21 protein-coding genes and 1 tRNA gene are annotated in these 14,921 nt (G+C 74.2%); 6 read left to right on the top strand and 16 right to left on the bottom strand.

Annotated features, from left to right (window positions below):
• Nucleotides 1–9: 9 nt before the first annotated feature.
• Nucleotides 10–297 carry an anti-sigma factor family protein gene (locus ABTW95_RS01390; protein ID WP_500223562.1) on the top strand — a complete coding sequence of 96 codons (288 nt, stop codon included), beginning with the start codon at nt 10–12 and terminating at the stop codon, nt 295–297.
• On the opposite strand, the gene ABTW95_RS01385 is transcribed toward ABTW95_RS01390, so the two are convergent.
• Entirely contained in the window at nt 248–559 is a 312-nt protein-coding gene (locus ABTW95_RS01385; RefSeq protein ID WP_396450016.1) for a DUF3618 domain-containing protein, read from the bottom strand. The genes ABTW95_RS01390 and ABTW95_RS01385 overlap by 50 nt on opposite strands.
• A 123-nt stretch (nt 560–682) precedes the next feature.
• Between ABTW95_RS01385 and bcp the strand changes: the two genes are divergently transcribed.
• Nucleotides 683–1,180 (top strand): thioredoxin-dependent thiol peroxidase, encoded by a 498-nt coding sequence (bcp, locus tag ABTW95_RS01380; protein ID WP_500223560.1) that lies wholly within the window; start codon nt 683–685, stop codon nt 1,178–1,180.
• Nucleotides 1,181–1,246: 66 nt separating this feature from the next.
• On the opposite strand, the gene ABTW95_RS01375 is transcribed toward bcp, so the two are convergent.
• Together ABTW95_RS01375 and ABTW95_RS01370 are read right to left on the bottom strand one after the other, a co-directional pair.
• Nucleotides 1,247–1,331: transfer RNA gene (locus ABTW95_RS01375), tRNA-Leu, on the bottom strand.
• Nucleotides 1,294–2,877, bottom strand: a complete 1,584-nt coding sequence (locus tag ABTW95_RS01370; RefSeq protein ID WP_500223558.1) for an MFS transporter — start codon at nt 2,875–2,877, stop codon at nt 1,294–1,296. The genes ABTW95_RS01375 and ABTW95_RS01370 overlap by 38 nt, the downstream gene beginning before the upstream one ends.
• A gap of 38 nt (nt 2,878–2,915) precedes the next feature.
• Between ABTW95_RS01370 and ABTW95_RS01365 the strand changes: the two genes are divergently transcribed.
• The 4 genes from ABTW95_RS01365 (at nt 2,916) to ABTW95_RS01350 (ending at nt 6,680) form a co-directional block, all read left to right on the top strand.
• Nucleotides 2,916–3,635 carry a TetR/AcrR family transcriptional regulator gene (locus ABTW95_RS01365; RefSeq protein ID WP_500223556.1) on the top strand — a complete coding sequence of 240 codons (720 nt, stop codon included), beginning with the start codon at nt 2,916–2,918 and terminating at the stop codon, nt 3,633–3,635.
• Nucleotides 3,636–3,796: 161 nt separating this feature from the next.
• Nucleotides 3,797–4,780 carry an anti-sigma factor RsbA family regulatory protein gene (locus ABTW95_RS01360; RefSeq protein WP_500223554.1) on the top strand — a complete coding sequence of 328 codons (984 nt, stop codon included), beginning with the start codon at nt 3,797–3,799 and terminating at the stop codon, nt 4,778–4,780.
• 80 nt (nt 4,781–4,860) lie between these two features.
• Nucleotides 4,861–5,769 (top strand): MEDS domain-containing protein, encoded by a 909-nt coding sequence (locus ABTW95_RS01355; RefSeq protein WP_500223552.1) that lies wholly within the window; start codon nt 4,861–4,863, stop codon nt 5,767–5,769.
• Nucleotides 5,769–6,680 carry an anti-sigma factor RsbA family regulatory protein gene (locus ABTW95_RS01350; protein ID WP_396450028.1) on the top strand — a complete coding sequence of 304 codons (912 nt, stop codon included), beginning with the start codon at nt 5,769–5,771 and terminating at the stop codon, nt 6,678–6,680. Before ABTW95_RS01355 ends, ABTW95_RS01350 begins: the two co-directional genes overlap by 1 nt.
• On the opposite strand, the gene ABTW95_RS01345 is transcribed toward ABTW95_RS01350, so the two are convergent.
• The 13 genes from ABTW95_RS01345 to ABTW95_RS01285 all read right to left on the bottom strand — a co-directional run bounded on the left by ABTW95_RS01345 (nt 6,677) and on the right by ABTW95_RS01285 (nt 14,921).
• The gene (locus ABTW95_RS01345) at nt 6,677–7,183 is read right to left on the bottom strand and encodes a hypothetical protein (protein ID WP_500223550.1); all 507 of its coding nucleotides are present in this window, start codon (nt 7,181–7,183) and stop codon (nt 6,677–6,679) included. The two genes, ABTW95_RS01350 and ABTW95_RS01345, sit on opposite strands and share 4 nt — an antisense overlap.
• Nucleotides 7,180–7,695, bottom strand: coding sequence for a SigE family RNA polymerase sigma factor (locus ABTW95_RS01340; RefSeq protein ID WP_500223548.1), 516 nt, complete (start codon nt 7,693–7,695; stop codon nt 7,180–7,182). The genes ABTW95_RS01345 and ABTW95_RS01340 overlap by 4 nt, the downstream gene beginning before the upstream one ends.
• 16 nt (nt 7,696–7,711) lie before the next feature.
• Nucleotides 7,712–8,281 (bottom strand): hypothetical protein, encoded by a 570-nt coding sequence (locus tag ABTW95_RS01335; protein ID WP_396454595.1) that lies wholly within the window; start codon nt 8,279–8,281, stop codon nt 7,712–7,714.
• An 85-nt stretch (nt 8,282–8,366) separates the two neighbouring features.
• Nucleotides 8,367–8,987: an RdgB/HAM1 family non-canonical purine NTP pyrophosphatase gene (gene rdgB / locus ABTW95_RS01330; protein WP_396451690.1), complete on the bottom strand. Its 621-nt coding sequence runs from the start codon at nt 8,985–8,987 to the stop codon at nt 8,367–8,369.
• On the bottom strand, nt 8,984–9,703 hold the full coding sequence (gene rph, locus ABTW95_RS01325) for a ribonuclease PH (protein ID WP_396451688.1): 720 nt from the start codon (nt 9,701–9,703) through the stop codon (nt 8,984–8,986). The genes rdgB and rph overlap by 4 nt, the downstream gene beginning before the upstream one ends.
• Before the next feature lie 20 nt (nt 9,704–9,723).
• Nucleotides 9,724–10,473 carry an MBL fold metallo-hydrolase gene (locus tag ABTW95_RS01320; protein WP_396451687.1) on the bottom strand — a complete coding sequence of 250 codons (750 nt, stop codon included), beginning with the start codon at nt 10,471–10,473 and terminating at the stop codon, nt 9,724–9,726.
• A gap of 31 nt (nt 10,474–10,504) precedes the next feature.
• A complete protein-coding gene (murI, locus tag ABTW95_RS01315) occupies nt 10,505–11,359 on the bottom strand; it encodes a glutamate racemase (protein WP_500223544.1) in 855 nt (284 codons plus the stop codon).
• A 161-nt stretch (nt 11,360–11,520) separates the two neighbouring features.
• Entirely contained in the window at nt 11,521–12,312 is a 792-nt protein-coding gene (locus ABTW95_RS01310; RefSeq protein WP_396451683.1) for a thioesterase family protein, read from the bottom strand.
• A gap of 128 nt (nt 12,313–12,440) precedes the next feature.
• Entirely contained in the window at nt 12,441–13,388 is a 948-nt protein-coding gene (locus tag ABTW95_RS01305; protein ID WP_396451681.1) for a PLP-dependent cysteine synthase family protein, read from the bottom strand.
• A gap of 18 nt (nt 13,389–13,406) precedes the next feature.
• On the bottom strand, nt 13,407–13,679 hold the full coding sequence (locus ABTW95_RS01300) for a MoaD/ThiS family protein (protein ID WP_396451680.1): 273 nt from the start codon (nt 13,677–13,679) through the stop codon (nt 13,407–13,409).
• 106 nt (nt 13,680–13,785) lie between these two features.
• Nucleotides 13,786–13,908 carry a hypothetical protein gene (locus ABTW95_RS01295; protein ID WP_396451678.1) on the bottom strand — a complete coding sequence of 41 codons (123 nt, stop codon included), beginning with the start codon at nt 13,906–13,908 and terminating at the stop codon, nt 13,786–13,788.
• Between the two features lie 43 nt (nt 13,909–13,951).
• A complete protein-coding gene (locus tag ABTW95_RS01290) occupies nt 13,952–14,371 on the bottom strand; it encodes a M67 family metallopeptidase (RefSeq protein WP_396451677.1) in 420 nt (139 codons plus the stop codon).
• A 10-nt stretch (nt 14,372–14,381) separates the two neighbouring features.
• On the bottom strand, nt 14,382–14,921 hold the full coding sequence (locus tag ABTW95_RS01285; protein ID WP_396451675.1) for a DUF2017 domain-containing protein: 540 nt from the start codon (nt 14,919–14,921) through the stop codon (nt 14,382–14,384).

The raw sequence follows: 14,921 nt of genomic DNA, 5'->3' as shown, positions 1-14,921 counted from the left end.
CTGCATGGCGTGGGAGCAACGGACTGCGGGGCGTACCGGCTCGGCCTCGGCGTCTACGCCATCGGGCGGCTGGCCGGCGCCGAGGCCGACGCGCTGTCGGCGCACCTGCGGGGCTGCCCGCCCTGCCGCGCCGAGCTGGCCGAGCTGCGCGGCGTGGCCGAGCTGCTCGTGCACTCCGTGCGCGGTCCCGGCCCGGTACGCAAAGGCGCCGGCCGCGGACCGCGGACCGGCGCCTTTGGAACGGGCCTCAGCGGCGCCTGCGCCTACGGCGCCAGAGGACCAGGGCGGTCACGGTGACCGCGGCCCCGACGCCCGCGAGCACCAGCCGCTTGTCGATCCCGCCGTCCTGACCGTCCTCGTCCTCGCCGGCGGGCCGGACCAGCGCGCCGAACGCCCTGGCGACCTGGCCCGCCTCCTCCTTGAGCCGCTCGGCGCCCCGGTGCGCGACGTTCTTCGGGTTGACCCGGTCCGCGAGCTCGTCGACCGTGCGCGCGAGCTCACGGCGGGTGCGCTCTATATGGCGTTCCAGCTCCTCCGGGTCGCCGAACCTGTCAGCCATGCCGTGTCCTTAATCGTGTCGGGCGTACTCGCGGTGGGGCGAGACCGCGAGCGAAGCATGATCCGAACAGTGTTGCAGGTCTTGCCCGTGGACGTCCGCCCAACCCCCGGCCGGTACGCTCGGATGCACCATCCGAGCGAAAGGCGGGTCAGGGTGTCCGAGCGGCTGCAGCCGGGGGACGTCGCCCCCGAGTTCGAGCTTCCCGACGCCGACGGGGCCACCGTCTCGCTGGCCTCGCTGCGCGGCCGGCGCGTCATCCTCTACTTCTACCCGGCGGCGCTGACGCCCGGCTGCACCAAGGAGTCCGTCGACTTCGAGGGCAGCCTGGCCGATCTGCAGGCCGCCGGCGTCACCGTGGTCGGCATCTCCCCGGACAAGCCGGCGAAGCTGGCGAAGTTCCGGGAGAAGGAGGGGCTCACGTTCCCGCTCCTGTCCGACCCGGACGCCGAGGTCCTGCGGGCGTACGGCGCGTACGGGGAGAAGAAGCTGTACGGGAAGGTCGTCGTCGGCGTCATCCGGTCCACGTTCGTCATCGGCGCCGACGGCAAGGTGGAGAAGGCGTACTACAACGTGAAGGCGACGGGCCACGTGGAGCGCCTCCGCCGCGACCTGGGCATCTGACGGCCCCTGGCCCCCGCGACGGGGCTCCCGGACCGACGCCTCGGCCCGCGCAGCGCGCGGGCCGGGTGCGGGCGGGGGGATTCGAACCCCCACGGTGTCGCCACCAACAGGACCTAAACCTGCCGCGTATACCTGATTTCGCCACGCCCGCCGGTGCCTGCCTCGTTCAGCTTATCGGCTTGATCGGCGGCCTCGGCACCGGTTTCCGCGGCCCGCGGGCGGGGTGCGCGGTACAGGGCGGCGACGATGACGGCGGTGGCGGCGAGCGCGATGGACGCGGTCATGAACGCGGCCTGGACGCCGTCGCCGAACGCCGCCCGCGCCTGCTCGGCGACCTGCGGGCCGAGCCGCACCGCGCCGGCGAGCGACTCCTTCGCCCGCTCCGCGGCCGGGGCGGGCAGGCCCGCCGGGTCCAGGTTCGCGCGGTAGGCGGACTGCAGGATGCTGCCGAGGACGGCGATGCCGAGGGCGCCGCCGAGCTCGCGCGCCAGGTCGTTCATCGCCGAGCCCACGCCCTGCTTCTCGGCGGGCAGCGCGTCGGTGATGGACGCGGTCGCGGGCGTCATGGCGAGGCCGGCGCCGGCGCCGAGCGGGATCAGCCCGGCGAGCAGCAGCCAGTAGGTGCTGTCCTCGTCCAGCAGGGAGAAGACGAGCATCCCGACGCTGACCAGCAGCAGGCCGGCCGTGATGACGCGGCGCGGGCCGAGCTTCGCCGCCGCGCGGGGCGCGATGACGCGGGCGAACGGCATCATCGTGAGCGCCATCGGCACCAGGCTCAGCGCCCCGACGAGCGCGCTGTCGCCCTTCACCAGCTGCAGGTACTGCAGGACGATGAACACGAAGCCGAAGAAGGCGAAGAACTGCAGGGTGAGCGAGAGCGCGCCGGCGGAGAACGCCCGGATGCGGAACAGCCGCGGGTCGAGCAGCGGGTTCGGCCGCTTCAGCTCCCACACGACGAACCCGGCGAGGATCACCGCCGCCGCGGCGAGGCCGAGCAGCGTGCGGGCGCTGCCCCAGCCCTCGGTCGGCGCCTCGATGATCGAGTAGACGCCGGCGCCGAGCCCGGCGACGGTGATCGCGGCGCCGGTCACGTCCAGCCGCGGGGCGTCCGGGTCGGCGGACTCGGGCACGACCGCGAGCGTCGCGACGAGGGCGACCACGGCGAGGACGACGTTCATCCAGAACACCGACCGCCACGACCACACCTCCAGCAGGCTCCCGGACACCAGCAGCCCGAAGATCGCGGACGCCCCGGCGACGCCCGCCCAGGCGCCGACCGCCCGGGTGCGCTGCGCGGCCGGGAACGTCGAGGTGATCGTGGACAGGGTCGCCGGCATCACCAGCGCGGCGCCGACGCCGAGCACGCCGCGCATCGCGATCAGCCAGCCCGGGTCGCTGGCGAGGGCGGCGGCGGCCGACCCGGCGCCGAAGACGACCAGCCCGGCGGCGAGCGCGCGGCGGCGCCCGTAGCGGTCCCCGATCGCGCCGCCGAGCAGCAGCAGCGCGGCGAAGACGAGCGCGTAGGCGTCGATGATCCAGGACAGCTCGGTCAGCCCGGCGCGGGTGTCGCGGGCGATGGACGGCACCGCGGTGTTGAGCGACGCGACGGCCGACACGACGGTGGCGAGGGAGAGCATCACGGCCGGCAGCACCGCGCGGTGGACGGTGCCCGGGCCTTGCGTGGCTGTGGTCTTCATGCCTCGACCCTCGCTCCCGCACCGGCTATATTTCAACCATGATGAATAAATCCGGGGCGGCCGGCGGGACGGGGACCGGCGAGGCGAGCGGCAGGACGGCCGGCGAAGCGGCCGGCGAAGCGGCCGACGAAGCGGCGGGCAGGGCGGCCGGCAGGGCGAAGGGGACGCGCGGCCGGCGGCGCGGCAGCCCCGACACCCGCGAGGCGATCCTCGCGGTGGCGCGCCGCCGCTTCCTCGCCGAGGGGTACGGCCCGGTCACGATGCGGTCCATCGCCGCCGAGGCCGGCGTGGACGCCGCGCTGATCAGCTATTTCTTCGGGTCGAAGAAGGGGCTGTTCGGCGCCGTGCTGGGCCTGGTCGCCAACCCGCCCGAGGTGCTCGCGGGCGCGCTCCCCGGCGACCCCGCCACGCTGCCCGAACGCGTCCTGCGGGCGCTGCTGTCGGCCTGGGAGCATCCCGAGGGCGGCGCGCGGCTCAAGCTGCTGGTGCGGGCGGCCGTGCAGGACCCCGAGCTCGCCAGGCTGCTGCGCGACCTCCTGGAACGCGAGATCGTCGGCCGCATCGCCGAGCACGTCGGAGGCCCCGCGGCGGGCGCGCGGGCCGGCGCGTTCGGCACGAGTCTCGCCGGGCTGATCTTCGTCCGCTACATCATCGGCGTGGAACCGGTCGCGTCGATGACGCCCGATGAATTAATCGCCCGCCTCGCCCCGGGCCTGCGCGCCGCCCTCTACCCGCCGCCGCGGCCGCGCCCCCGGTAAGGGACAGGACGGCCGCGCGGTTCCGGACAGGACGCCGCGCGGCCGACGCAGACTTTTGCAGAACGGGCCTCGGCAGGCCGGGGACCGGGGGCCTAATCTGGTCGGGTCCGTCCGGCACGCACAGTCGGTGACACCATGATCACACAACCGGCGGGACCGCCGTGAGCGACAACTTCACGCATCGCGTGCTCCCCTACGACGGGGTGGCGGAGTTCCTCGGCGGCACCGTGCCGTTCCTGCGGGACGGCGTCGACGCGGGCGACCGCGTCCTCGCCGTGTGCGGGACCGCGCGCGAGATGCTGCTGCGCGACGCCCTCGGCCCCGCCGCGGACGCCGTGCGGTTCACCGACGCCGCCACCTGGTACGGCCATCCCTCCCGGACGCTCGCCGACTGCCTCGGCGACGCCGACGAGAGCGCCCGGCAGGGCCGCCGGCTGCGCCTGCTCGGCGAGCCGGCGTGGGCGTCGCGGTCGCCGCTGGAGGTCGTCGAGTGGCTGCGCGCCGAGGCGCTGCTGAACGTCGCGTTCCGCGGCACCGGCGCGTCCGTCCTGTGCCCCTACGCGGCCTCGCTGCCCGCCGCCGTCGTCGCCGCGGGCCGCAAGACGCACCCGGAGACCGTGCGCGGCACCCGCGCCCTGCCCAACCCCGGCTTCGTCGACCCGTGGACGTTCTGCGCCCGCTGCGACGCCGGGCCGCTGCCCCCGCCGCCGCCCGGCGCCGAGGCGCTGGAGTTGGACGCCCGGCCCGACCTGTACTGGCTGCGCGCCTGGGTCACCGACTGCGCGCGGCCGACGGCGCTGCCCGAGGAGGGGCGGCAGCGGCTGCTCGTCGCGGTCACCGAGGTCGTCACCAACGCGCTGCGGCACGGCGCGCCGCCCGTCGTCCTGCGGATGTGGACGGACGCGCCCGACGGCGCCCCGTCCCTCGTCTGCGAGGTCACCGACGCGGGGCGGTGGCCGCCCGGCGCCGGATACGGGCTCCTCCCGCCGCGCCCGGCCGACGCGTCGTCCGGCGGAGGGTTCGGGCTGTGGGCGGTGCGGCTGCTGTGCTCCACCGTGCAGATCCGCACGGGTGAGGCGGGCACCGCCGTCCGGCTGCGGCTCGCCCTGCCCCGCCCGGAACGCCCCGATATAGACAGAGCGTGAGGAACTCCATGCGTTGGGCTTCCAAATCGTCCCGGGCGGCGTAGGCTGAACAGATCCGCCCCGAACCCGATGGGCAGGCCATGGAGACACCCTGGTTCGCCGAACGCCCCGTCAGCGCAGTCCGGCCCGGAGACCACGGCTGGCTGGCCTACACCGGCCCCGAGGAGCGCGACCGCGTCATCGGGCCCTTCGTCCGGGAGGGCCTGGCGACCGACGAGAAGGTCGTGTACGTCACCGACCTGCCCGCCGAGCGCCTCCCCGGCGTCGGCGGCGAGGCCGACGCGGCGGAGGCCGTCCGGTCGGGCCGGCTGCGGGTCATCTCGCGGCGGGACGCCTGCCTCGACCGCGGCGGCGCCTTCACCCCGGCCATGATGGTCGACACCATCCGGCGGGAGGTCGACGGGGCGTTCGACAAGGGCTTCCGGGCCGTGCGCCTCACCACCGACTACAGCTGGGTGCTGCACGAGTCCGCGACCACCGACCTCGGCCGGATGCTCGGCTGCGAGCACCTGGTCGGCGACGCCGTATCACCGAGCACGATGGCGATGGCGATCTGCCAGATCGACCGGCGCGCGTGCCCGCCCGACCAGCTCATCGCCCTTCGCGACACACACGAGGTCCTCGTGGAAGTGAACCCCGAATTCGACGACGGGATCCTGAAGATAGTGCGCACGTTCGAGCCGGCCGGGCTGCGGATCGAAGGGGAGCTGGACGCCGCCCGGCACACGGTGGTCGCCGAGACGCTCGCGCGGGTCGGCGCGCAGCGCGGCAGCGTCCACCTGGACCTGTCCCGGCTCGGCTTCATCGACCTCGGCGGGCTCAACCTGCTGGCGCGGCACGCCACCCGGCTGCCCGCGCAGGGGGCGCTCGTCCTCGACAACCTCCGGCCGAACGTGGAGCGCGTCATCGAGACGGTCGGCTGGCACCGGCTGCCGGGCCTCGCCCGCGGCGCCGGGCGCGGGCTCCCGGAGACGGAGGACATCGCCTGATGACATTGGAGCACAGGGCGTTCATGTACGACGGCGCCGACGACTTCCTGTCGGTCACGGTGCCGTACCTGAGATCCGGGCTGGAACGCGACGAGGCCGTCATCGCGGTCGCCCGCGAGCCCAACCTCACCGCGCTGCGCGACGTGCTCGGCGACAAGGAGATCGTCTACGTCGACTCCGCGGGCTTCTACCGGCATCCCGTCCACACCCTGCGGGACTACCAGAACATCGTGCGCGAGCACGCCCCGCGCAGCGTGTGCGCGGTCGCCGAACCGGTGTGGGACGGCTGGGACGAGCGGCAGACCCTGGAGTGGATCCGGTACGAGTCCCTCATCAACGTGGTGTTCGAGGACGCCGACGCACGCGCGCTGTGCCCCTACGACACCCGGGCGCTGCCGCCCCGCATCCTGGCGGAGGCGCGCCGCACCCACCCGAAGGTGCTGGCCCCCGGCCACGACGGCGACAGCGCCGAGTACGTCGACCCGGTGGTGTTCGGTTCGACCTGCGACCGCGGCCTGCGCGCCGACCGCCCGCACGACGCCGAGTACCTGCCCGTCAACGGCGCCGACCTGCACCACCTGCGGTCGTTCGTCGCCGAGCGGGCCGGCCGGACCGGCCTCGGCGAGCAGGCGGCGCAGAACCTCGTCACCGCCGTCAACGAGGTCGCGGCGAACGCGCTGCAGCACGGCACCCCGCCGGTCGGCCTGTGGACATGGCAGGACGGCACCGGCCTGGTCTGCGAGGTCGGCGACCACGGCTTCTGGCGGCCCGACCCGCTGACCGGCTACATCCCGCCCGAGTCGGCCCTACAGAGCGGCTTCGGCCTGTGGACCGTCCGCCTCCTGGTCGACCTGATGGAGCTGCGGGCCGGCTGGGACGGGACGTTCGTCCGGCTCCACAAGAGGCCCTAACCCGGAAGCCCGGAACCCGGAAGGCCGGGGCTCGGTCTCGCGGTGGGCGGGGCGGCGGTAGGCGAAGAAGTCGCGGTGGGCGAAGTAGCGGTGGGCGAAGTAGCGGTGGGCGGAGTGGCGGTGGGGGTGCCGGCGGGAGACCGTTCCCCCGGTGAGGCGGTCGGGTCCTCCCCTGGTGAGGCGGTCCGGTCCGGCGCGGGGGCTTCGGGGACAGGGGTCGGTGAGGCGGGCGGCGGCAGGGGCGTGGCGGGCGGTGCCATGGGGCGGGGCGGCTCCGATCCGCGCCCACCCGGCCAGAACAGGACGGCGACCGCCACCAGGACCGCGGCGGTGACGGCGGCGGCCAGCGCGGGGAACGCCCAGCGGCGCAGGACGCCCGGCCGGGCGTGCGCGGCCGCGTGCCCCGCGTCCCGGAACCGGCGGACGGCGGCGGCGTCCGCGTGGATCTCCCCGGCGGCGGCGCGGTAGTGCCGGCGCAGCAGGGCGTCCAGGTTCTCGGTCATGCGCGCCCCTCCCTCATGTGCTCGCGCAGCGCGGCCATGGCCCGCGCGGTGTGGCTCTTGACCGTCCCCCGGGAGATCCCCAGCGTCTCGGCGATCTCGTGTTCGGTGAGGTCGCACCAGTAGCGCAGCACCACCACCGCGCGCTGCTTCGCCGGCAGGGCGCGCAGCACCTCGTCGAGGTCGCCCCCGGCGGCGTCCCCCGGCGCCGCCGGAGCGCCCGCGAGCCGCTCCACGTCCGCGACGGACCCGACCGGGGTGTCCCGGCGCCGGGACCGCCGCTTCGCCTCGTCGATCGCGAGGTTGACCAGGACGCGGCGCGCGTACGCCTCCGGATCGCCGTCCGCGAGCCGGCCCCACCGCCGCGCGACCCGCTCGTAGGCGATCTGGACCAGGTCCTCGGCGAGGTGCCGGTCGTAGACGAGAAACACCGCGGTGCGCAGCAGCCGGCTCGCGGTGGCGGCCGCGAAGTCGTCGAACGCGGCCTCCGCCCCGCGCACCTCCCGGGCGCTCAACGTGGACAGACCGCACCTACCCGCCGTGGGACGGCTCCGCCGGCGCCGGCGCACCCGGCGGCTCGTACCCGGGCGGCGCCGGCGACGGGGTCGCCGAAGGAGCACGGCCCGGCCGCGCCGGCGACGGAACGGCCGTCGGCGGCACCGGCCGCGCGGTGGGGACCGGCTCCCGCGGCGCCTCGGACGGCGTCTCCGCACAACCCGCCGGAACGGGCTCGGGCGTCGCCGTCTCCGCCGGCGCCGGCCCTCCCGGACGCGTCGTCGGGTCCGGCTCCGTCGGCACCGGCCGCGGCACGGCGGTCTCCGACGGCGCCGGTCCTCCCGGACGTGTGGTCGGCGCAGGCTCAGGCGCCGCGGTCTCCGCAGGCTTCGGGACTCCTGGGCGTGCCGCCTGCTCCATGGGCGGGCACGGTGCGGGCGACGGCTTCCGCGCGGGGGCCAGCGCGTCCTTGGCGGCGACGGACCGGGCGTCCGAGGACGAGCCCGACGCGGCGGCCAGCCAGACGCCCGCGGCGACGAGGCCCGCCGCGCCGAGCCCGGCCAGCGCGAGCAGCGGGGCGCGGCGGATGTGACCCTTGTCGGTCATGTTGCTCCTCGGGGAGGAAGTTCCTTACACCCCGATAACCCCCGCCGGGCGCCGGGAGGTTGTCACGCGCCCGGGATTTCTCGGGTCAGGAGCGCCCGGCCGCTGCGAGCGCCTCCGGGAGGACGGCGGCGAGCTCGCGGAACGCCTTGCCGCGGTGGCTGATGGCGTCCTTCTCGGCCGCGGACATCTCGGCCGTCGTGCGGGTCTCGCCGTCCGGGACGAAGATCGGGTCGTACCCGAAGCCGCCGGTGCCGCGCGGCTCGCGGATCACGGTGCCGCGCATGCGGCCCTCGACGGTGCGCTCGGCGCCGTCCGGGGTGACGAGGACGGCGGCGCACAGGAAGTGGGCGCCGCGCCGCTCGTCGGGGACATCGGCGAGCTGGTCGAGCAGGAGCTGCAGGTTGGCGGCGTCGCGGTCGCCGGCGGCGGCGCCGAAGCGGCCCGACCAGCGCGCCGACAGCACGCCCGGCATGCCGTTCAGCGCGTCCACGCACAGGCCGGAGTCGTCGGCGACGGCGGGCAGGCCGGTGAAGGCGGCGATCGCGCGGGCCTTCAGCAGCGCGTTGCCCGCGAAGGTCGGCTCGGTCTCGGCGACGTCGGGGGCGCCCGGGAACTCGTCCAGCCCCACGACGTCGAGGTCGCCGAGGATGCGGCGCAGCTCGGCGACCTTGCCCTGGTTGTGGGTGGCGAGGACGATCCGGGTCATTCGCCGAGCGCCTTCTTCTGCAGGAGGGTCAGCTCGGCGCAGCCGGCGGCGCCGAGGTCGAGCAGCGCGTCCAGCTCGGCGCGGTCGAACGGGGCGCCCTCGGCGGTGCCCTGCACTTCGACGAACCGGCCGTCGCCGGTGCAGACGACGTTCATGTCGGTGCCGGCGGCGGAGTCCTCCTCGTAGCAGAGGTCGAGGCGGGCCTCGCCGTCCACGACGCCGACGCTGACCGCGGACACGGAGGTGGTCAGCGGGTCGCCCTTGAGCAGCCCGCGGTCCCGCATCCAGCCCACCGCGTCCGCGAGCGCGACGTACGCGCCGGTGATCGCGGCGGTGCGGGTGCCGCCGTCGGCCTGCAGGACGTCGCAGTCGAGCTGGACGGTGTTCTCGCCGAGCGCCTTGAGGTCCAGGCACGCGCGGATCGAGCGGCCGATCAGCCGGGAGATCTCGTGGGTGCGCCCGCCGATCCGGCCCTTGACGGACTCGCGGTCGTTGCGCGTGTTGGTGGCGCGGGGCAGCATCGCGTACTCGGCGGTCACCCAGCCGAGGCCGCTGTCGCGCCGCCAGCGGGGCACCGAGTCCTGCACGGAGGCGGCGCACAGCACGCGGGTGCGGCCGAACTCGATGAGCACCGACCCTTCCGCGTGGTCGAGCCAGCCGCGCTGGATCGTGACGGGACGGAGCTGGTCTGGAGCGCGGTCATCGGGGCGGGCCATGCGGTCAACCCTAGCGGGACTCAGAGGGTGTACCGGGCGCCCACGCGGGCCAGCTCGATGTCCCCGTCGTAGCCGGCCGCCTTCGCCTCGTTCAGCGACAGCTCCCGGTCGTTCCACGGGACGAGGTGGGTGAGGACGAGCCGCCCGACCTCCGCGCGGGCCGCGTGCTCGGCGGCCTCCCGCGCGGTCAGGTGCAGCTCGGGCGGGTGCTCCGGGCCGTCCAGGAAGGACGCCTCGCAGAGGAACAGGTCGGCGCCGCGCGCCAGCTCGACCAGGTCGCCGGACGGGCCGGTGTCGCCGGAGTAGGCGACGGCCCTGCCGCCGTACTCGATGCGGAACGCGAACGCCTCGACCGGGTGAGGCATCAGCGCGGTCGTGACGCGGAAAGGGCCGATGTCGTAGGGGCCGCGGCGGAGGGTGTGGAAGTCGAACGTCTCCGTCATTCCGGGGTCGGGGTCCAGGTCGTAGGCGCGGGCCATGCGGTCGGCGGTGTCGGCGGGGCCGTGCACCGGGATCTTCGGCGCCGGTCCGCCCGGCCGGTAGGTGCGCGCGACCCAGTACCCGCACAGGTCCAGGCAGTGGTCGGCGTGCAGGTGGGAGATGCAGACGGCGTCGATCTCGTACAGCGAGCGGAACCGCTGCAGCGACCCGAGCGCCCCGTTGCCGAGATCGAGCACCAGCGCGAAGCCGTCGGCCTCGATCAGGTAGCTGGACGCCGGACTGTCCGGCCCAGGGAAACTGCCGGAGCAGCCGATCACAGTGACCCGCACGCTCGCTCCTCCTCTTAGAGTCCCCGAGGAATCAGGTGGTCAGTGCCTTGTCCGACGCGGCCCCGGCCGGCGCGGGCTCCACCGAGCCGATCTCCGGCCCGAGGAAGCGCCGGCCGAGCTCGGCGAACACGGCGGGGTCTCCGGTGGCGCGGAACCGGTGCCGCGGCCGGGGCGTCGCCTCGGCGCGGGCCAGCCCCCGATCGTGCAGCACTCGGTACACGTCCTTGGCGGTCTCGTCGGCGCTTGAGACCAGTGTGACCCCGTCTCCGACGACATACGAGATGACGCCCGTCAAAAGTGGGTAGTGGGTGCAGCCGAGGATGAGCGTGTCGCAGCCCGCCTCCACGATCGGCCGCAGGTAGCCGCGGGCCGCCTCCAGCAGCTCCTCGCCCATCGTCACGCCCGCCTCGACGAACTCGACGAAGCGCGGGCAGGCGGCGCTGATCAGCTCGATGTGCGGGGCGGCGGCGAACGCGTCGTCGTAGGCGCGGCTGGTCACCGTGGCCTGCGTCGCGATCAGCCCCACCCGGCCGTTGGACGTGGCGCGGGCCGCGCGGCGGGTCGCCGGGTTGATGACCTCGACGACGGGGACGTCGTAGCGTTCCCGGGCGTCGCGCAGCATCGCCGAGCTGGCGCTGTTGCAGGCGATCACCAGCATCTTCACGCCCTCGTCCACGAGCTGGTCGAGCATTTCGAGGGCGAACGCGCGGACCTCGGCGATGGGGCGCGGGCCGTACGGCTGCCGGGCGGAGTCGCCCAGGTAGATGACCGGCTCGTTGGGGAGCTGGTCGAGGATGGCGCGGGCCACCGTGAGCCCACCGAAACCGCTGTCGAAGATCCCGATGGGAGCGTCTGGGAGGCCGTCCCCCCGGGATGGATCTGACATGGTGCACAAGGCTAAGCGACACGGCCCCGTGCGGGTGCGTCATGCGTCGGACATCACACCGTAACGCCACGGAAAACCGTCCTGGTCAACGGATGCGCAAGCGATCCGGTGGTCCGGAGGGGCGTCCGGTGATGACACGCCGAGGTTTCGGGGGCGCGGGTTCAGGAGCGGGCGCGGGGGACGCGGGCGATCTGGCGGCTCTGCGCGACGAGCCGGCCGGCGGTGTCCCACACCTCGACCTCCTCGTCGAACCAGCCGTCCGAGAGCAGCCGCCCGGTGCCGTGGACGGCGAGCCAGCCGGGCGCCGGGACGGCCCGCATGTGCCAGGTCAGCTCGACGGTCGGCGCCCAGCCCTGCGCGCCGAGGTTCAGCGCGACGGGCGGCAGCGCGTCCACGGCGAGGGCGAGGGAGTGCCCGTCGGGCGCGTAGCCGTCCCGGAGCCGGAACCAGGCGCGGATCTCCGGGCTGCCGCTCGGCTGCCCGTCGAGCCAGCCCATCGTCGTCCGGTCGAAGCGCATGTCGACCTGGTCGGCGAAGCCGGCGCCGGTGGGCGGCCGGAACTCCGTGCACTCCTCGATCGGCGGGACGGGCGCGGGCGCGGCGCCGGCGTAGGCGGGTTCGGCGGCGGCGTCGAGGGTGCCGGTGATGATCAGCGCGTCCACGACGGTCCGGTCGTGCTGGACGAGGGAGACGAGCGCCGACGCGGTCGTGCGGCCCTCCTTGCGCGGCTCGACGACCAGCAGGGCGGGGCCCGGCTTGGCGACGCGGTGGAAGCCGGCCGCGGTCGAGATCGGGTGCGCGTGCGGGGACGCGTCGACGGCGGCGCGGCCGAGGACGGCCATCAGGTAGCCGCCGTTGAGGGCCTCGGCGAACCCGTAGGCGCCGTCCAGGTCGGCCTCGTACCGGCCGTCGCCGACCCGCCGCACGGCGGTCGCCTCGCCGAACCCGCTCATCCGCACACTCCCACGTCGACCGGGCCGCGAACATCCCGCCGGCCCGATTCTAGAATCACGTTCGAAAAGACTCTACCGTGCCGTGCGGATGCCACAAAGGGCAGGTCAGCCCCGGAAGCGGGACCGCGTCACGCCCAGAGCTGGCCTTCGAGGCGGGCCTCGGCCTCCTCCAGCGTGCCGCCGTAGGCGCCGGTGGACAGGTACTTCCAGCCGCCGTCCGCGACGACGAACACGATGTCGGCGCGCTCGCCGGCCTTCACCGCCTTCTTCGCCATGCCGATCGCCGCGTGCAGCGCGCCGCCGGTCGAGATGCCGGCGAAGATGCCCTCCTGCTCCAGCAGCTCGCGGGTGCGGCGCAGCGCGTCCCCGGAGGTGACGGAGAAGCGGGTCGTCAGCACGGTGTCGTCGTACAGCTCGGGGATGAAGCCCTCGTCGATGTTGCGCAGCCCGTAGACGAGGTCGCCGTACCGGGGCTCCGCCGCGACGATCTTCACGTCCGGCACCCGCTCGCGCAGGAACCGGCCGACGCCCATCAGCGTGCCGGTGGTGCCGAGCCCGGCCACGAAGTGCGTCACCGTCGGGAGGTCCTCGAGGATCTCCGGCCCGGTCGTCTCGTAGTGCGCGAGCGCGTTGGCCTCGTTGCCGTACTGGTAGAGCATCACCCAGTCGGGGTGCTCCGCGGCCAGCCCCTTCGCCACCCGCACGGCCTCGTTCGAGCCGCCCGCCGCCGGGGACGAGATGATCTCCGCGCCCCACATCTCCAGCAGCTGGCGGCGCTCGGCGGAGGTGTTCTCCGGCATCACGCACACCATCCGGTAGCCGCGCAGCTTGGCGACCATGGCGAGGGAGATGCCGGTGTTGCCGGACGTCGGCTCCAGGATCGTGCAGCCGGGCGTCAGCAGCCCCTCCTTCTCCGCCTTCTGGATCATGTAGAAGGCGGGGCGGTCCTTCACCGAGCCGGTGGGGTTGCGGTCCTCCAGCTTGGCCCAGATGCGGACGTCCTCGCCCGGCGACAGCCGCGGGAGGCCGACCAGCGGCGTGCGGCCGAGCGAGTCCAGTAGCGAGTCGAAGCGCATTGCTCGTCCGTGCCCGGCTCAGCCGCCGGCCACGGCGGGCAGGATGGTGACGTTGTCGCCGTCGGCGACCTGCGTCTCCAGCCCGCCGAGGAAGCGCACGTCCTCGTCGTTGAGGTACACGTTGACGAACTTCCGCAGGCCCTTGTCGTCCACCAGCCGGTCGCGCAGGCCGGCGTGCCGGGAGTCCAGGTCGGTGAACAGCTCGTCCAGCGTGCCGCCCTTGCCCTCGACGGCCTTCGCGCCGTCGGTGAGGTTGCGCAGGATCGTCGGGATCCGGACCTCGATCGCCATCGCGGTGATCTCCTTCTAACGTCTTCTAACGTCGTTCGGGGCTCCCCCGCCCTCTCGCGTTGCAACCGGGCGGGCGGCGGGAAGATTCCAGGGTGTGATCAGCGCGTCAGCGACAGTCGTAGACGACCTCGGCGCGCGAGTGCCCGAACAGGAAGCTCTGCACGGGCGGCACGGCGGCGGACCCGGCACGGCGCCGTGCGGCGCCCGTCTCATGCCCGCTCGTCCACATGTCGACCAGTTTACCGGCCGCGACCATCCCGATCCGTTCCCGTTCAGTCGCCGTAGGCGTCCACGACGGTGACCTCTTCCTCGGTCACCTCACCGTCCACGATCCGGAACGACCGGAACTCGGTCTCGTCCTCCGCGCGGGTCGACACGAGCACGTAGTGGGCGTTCGGCTCGGACGCGTAGGAGATGTCCGTGCGGGACGGGTACGCCTCCGTGGCGGTGTGCGAGTGGTAGATCACCACCGGCTCCTCGTCCCGGTCGTCCATCTCCCGCCACACCTTCAGCTGCTCCTGGGAGTCGAACCGGTAGAAGGTCGGGGACCGCTCGGCGTTCTCCATGGCGACGTACCGGACGGGACGGTCCGAACCGACCGGACCGGCGATGATCCCGCACGCCTCGTCCGGGTGGTCGGCGCGCGCGTGCGCGATGATCTTGTCCACGAGGGCGCGCTCGATCGTCAGCATGGCCCCGAGCTTATGGCAACGGCTCCCAGAGCACCTGGACGAGGCTCTCCTGGAGCATCGTCAGCCAGTCGTAGACGGCGAACAGGGAGGCGCGCGGGTCGCGCGGGTCCATGGCGCTCGCCTCCTCGTACCACTCCTCGGTGACGTCGAGGCGGGTGCCGAGCGCGAGCCGGACGTCGTTCAGCGCGCGCAGCCACCCCTGCGCCTGCTCCTCGTCCAGCACGACGTCGGCGCCGTCGCCGGTCAGCGCGCCGAGCACCAGCCCCGCCGCCTCGCGCTTGCCGTCCCGCAGCCCCATCTCGGTGTAGCGGCGGAACTCCTCCGCCGCCTCGCCGTCGTCGCGGTAGGCGTCCGGGAACAGCCGCGCCAGGACGGGGTCGTCCGGCTTCTCGGCGTTCTCGGCGATGCCCAGCGCGGCGAGCTCGTCGTCCCCGCCGGGCGCCCCGCCGATCAGCGCGAGCAGCTGCTCCATGAGCGCGCGCAGCAGCGCCGCCTCGTCGGCCGCCAGCCGGACCCGGACGCCATGCCGGGTCCTCCGCACGTCGGTCAT

The sequence above is a fragment of the Spirillospora sp. NPDC127506 genome (genome assembly GCF_040302145.1).
In the GTDB taxonomy this organism is placed as follows: domain Bacteria; phylum Actinomycetota; class Actinomycetes; order Streptosporangiales; family Streptosporangiaceae; genus Spirillospora.
Note: the sequence above shows the minus strand (reverse complement) of the source record. Positions and strands in the feature narration are given on the sequence as shown.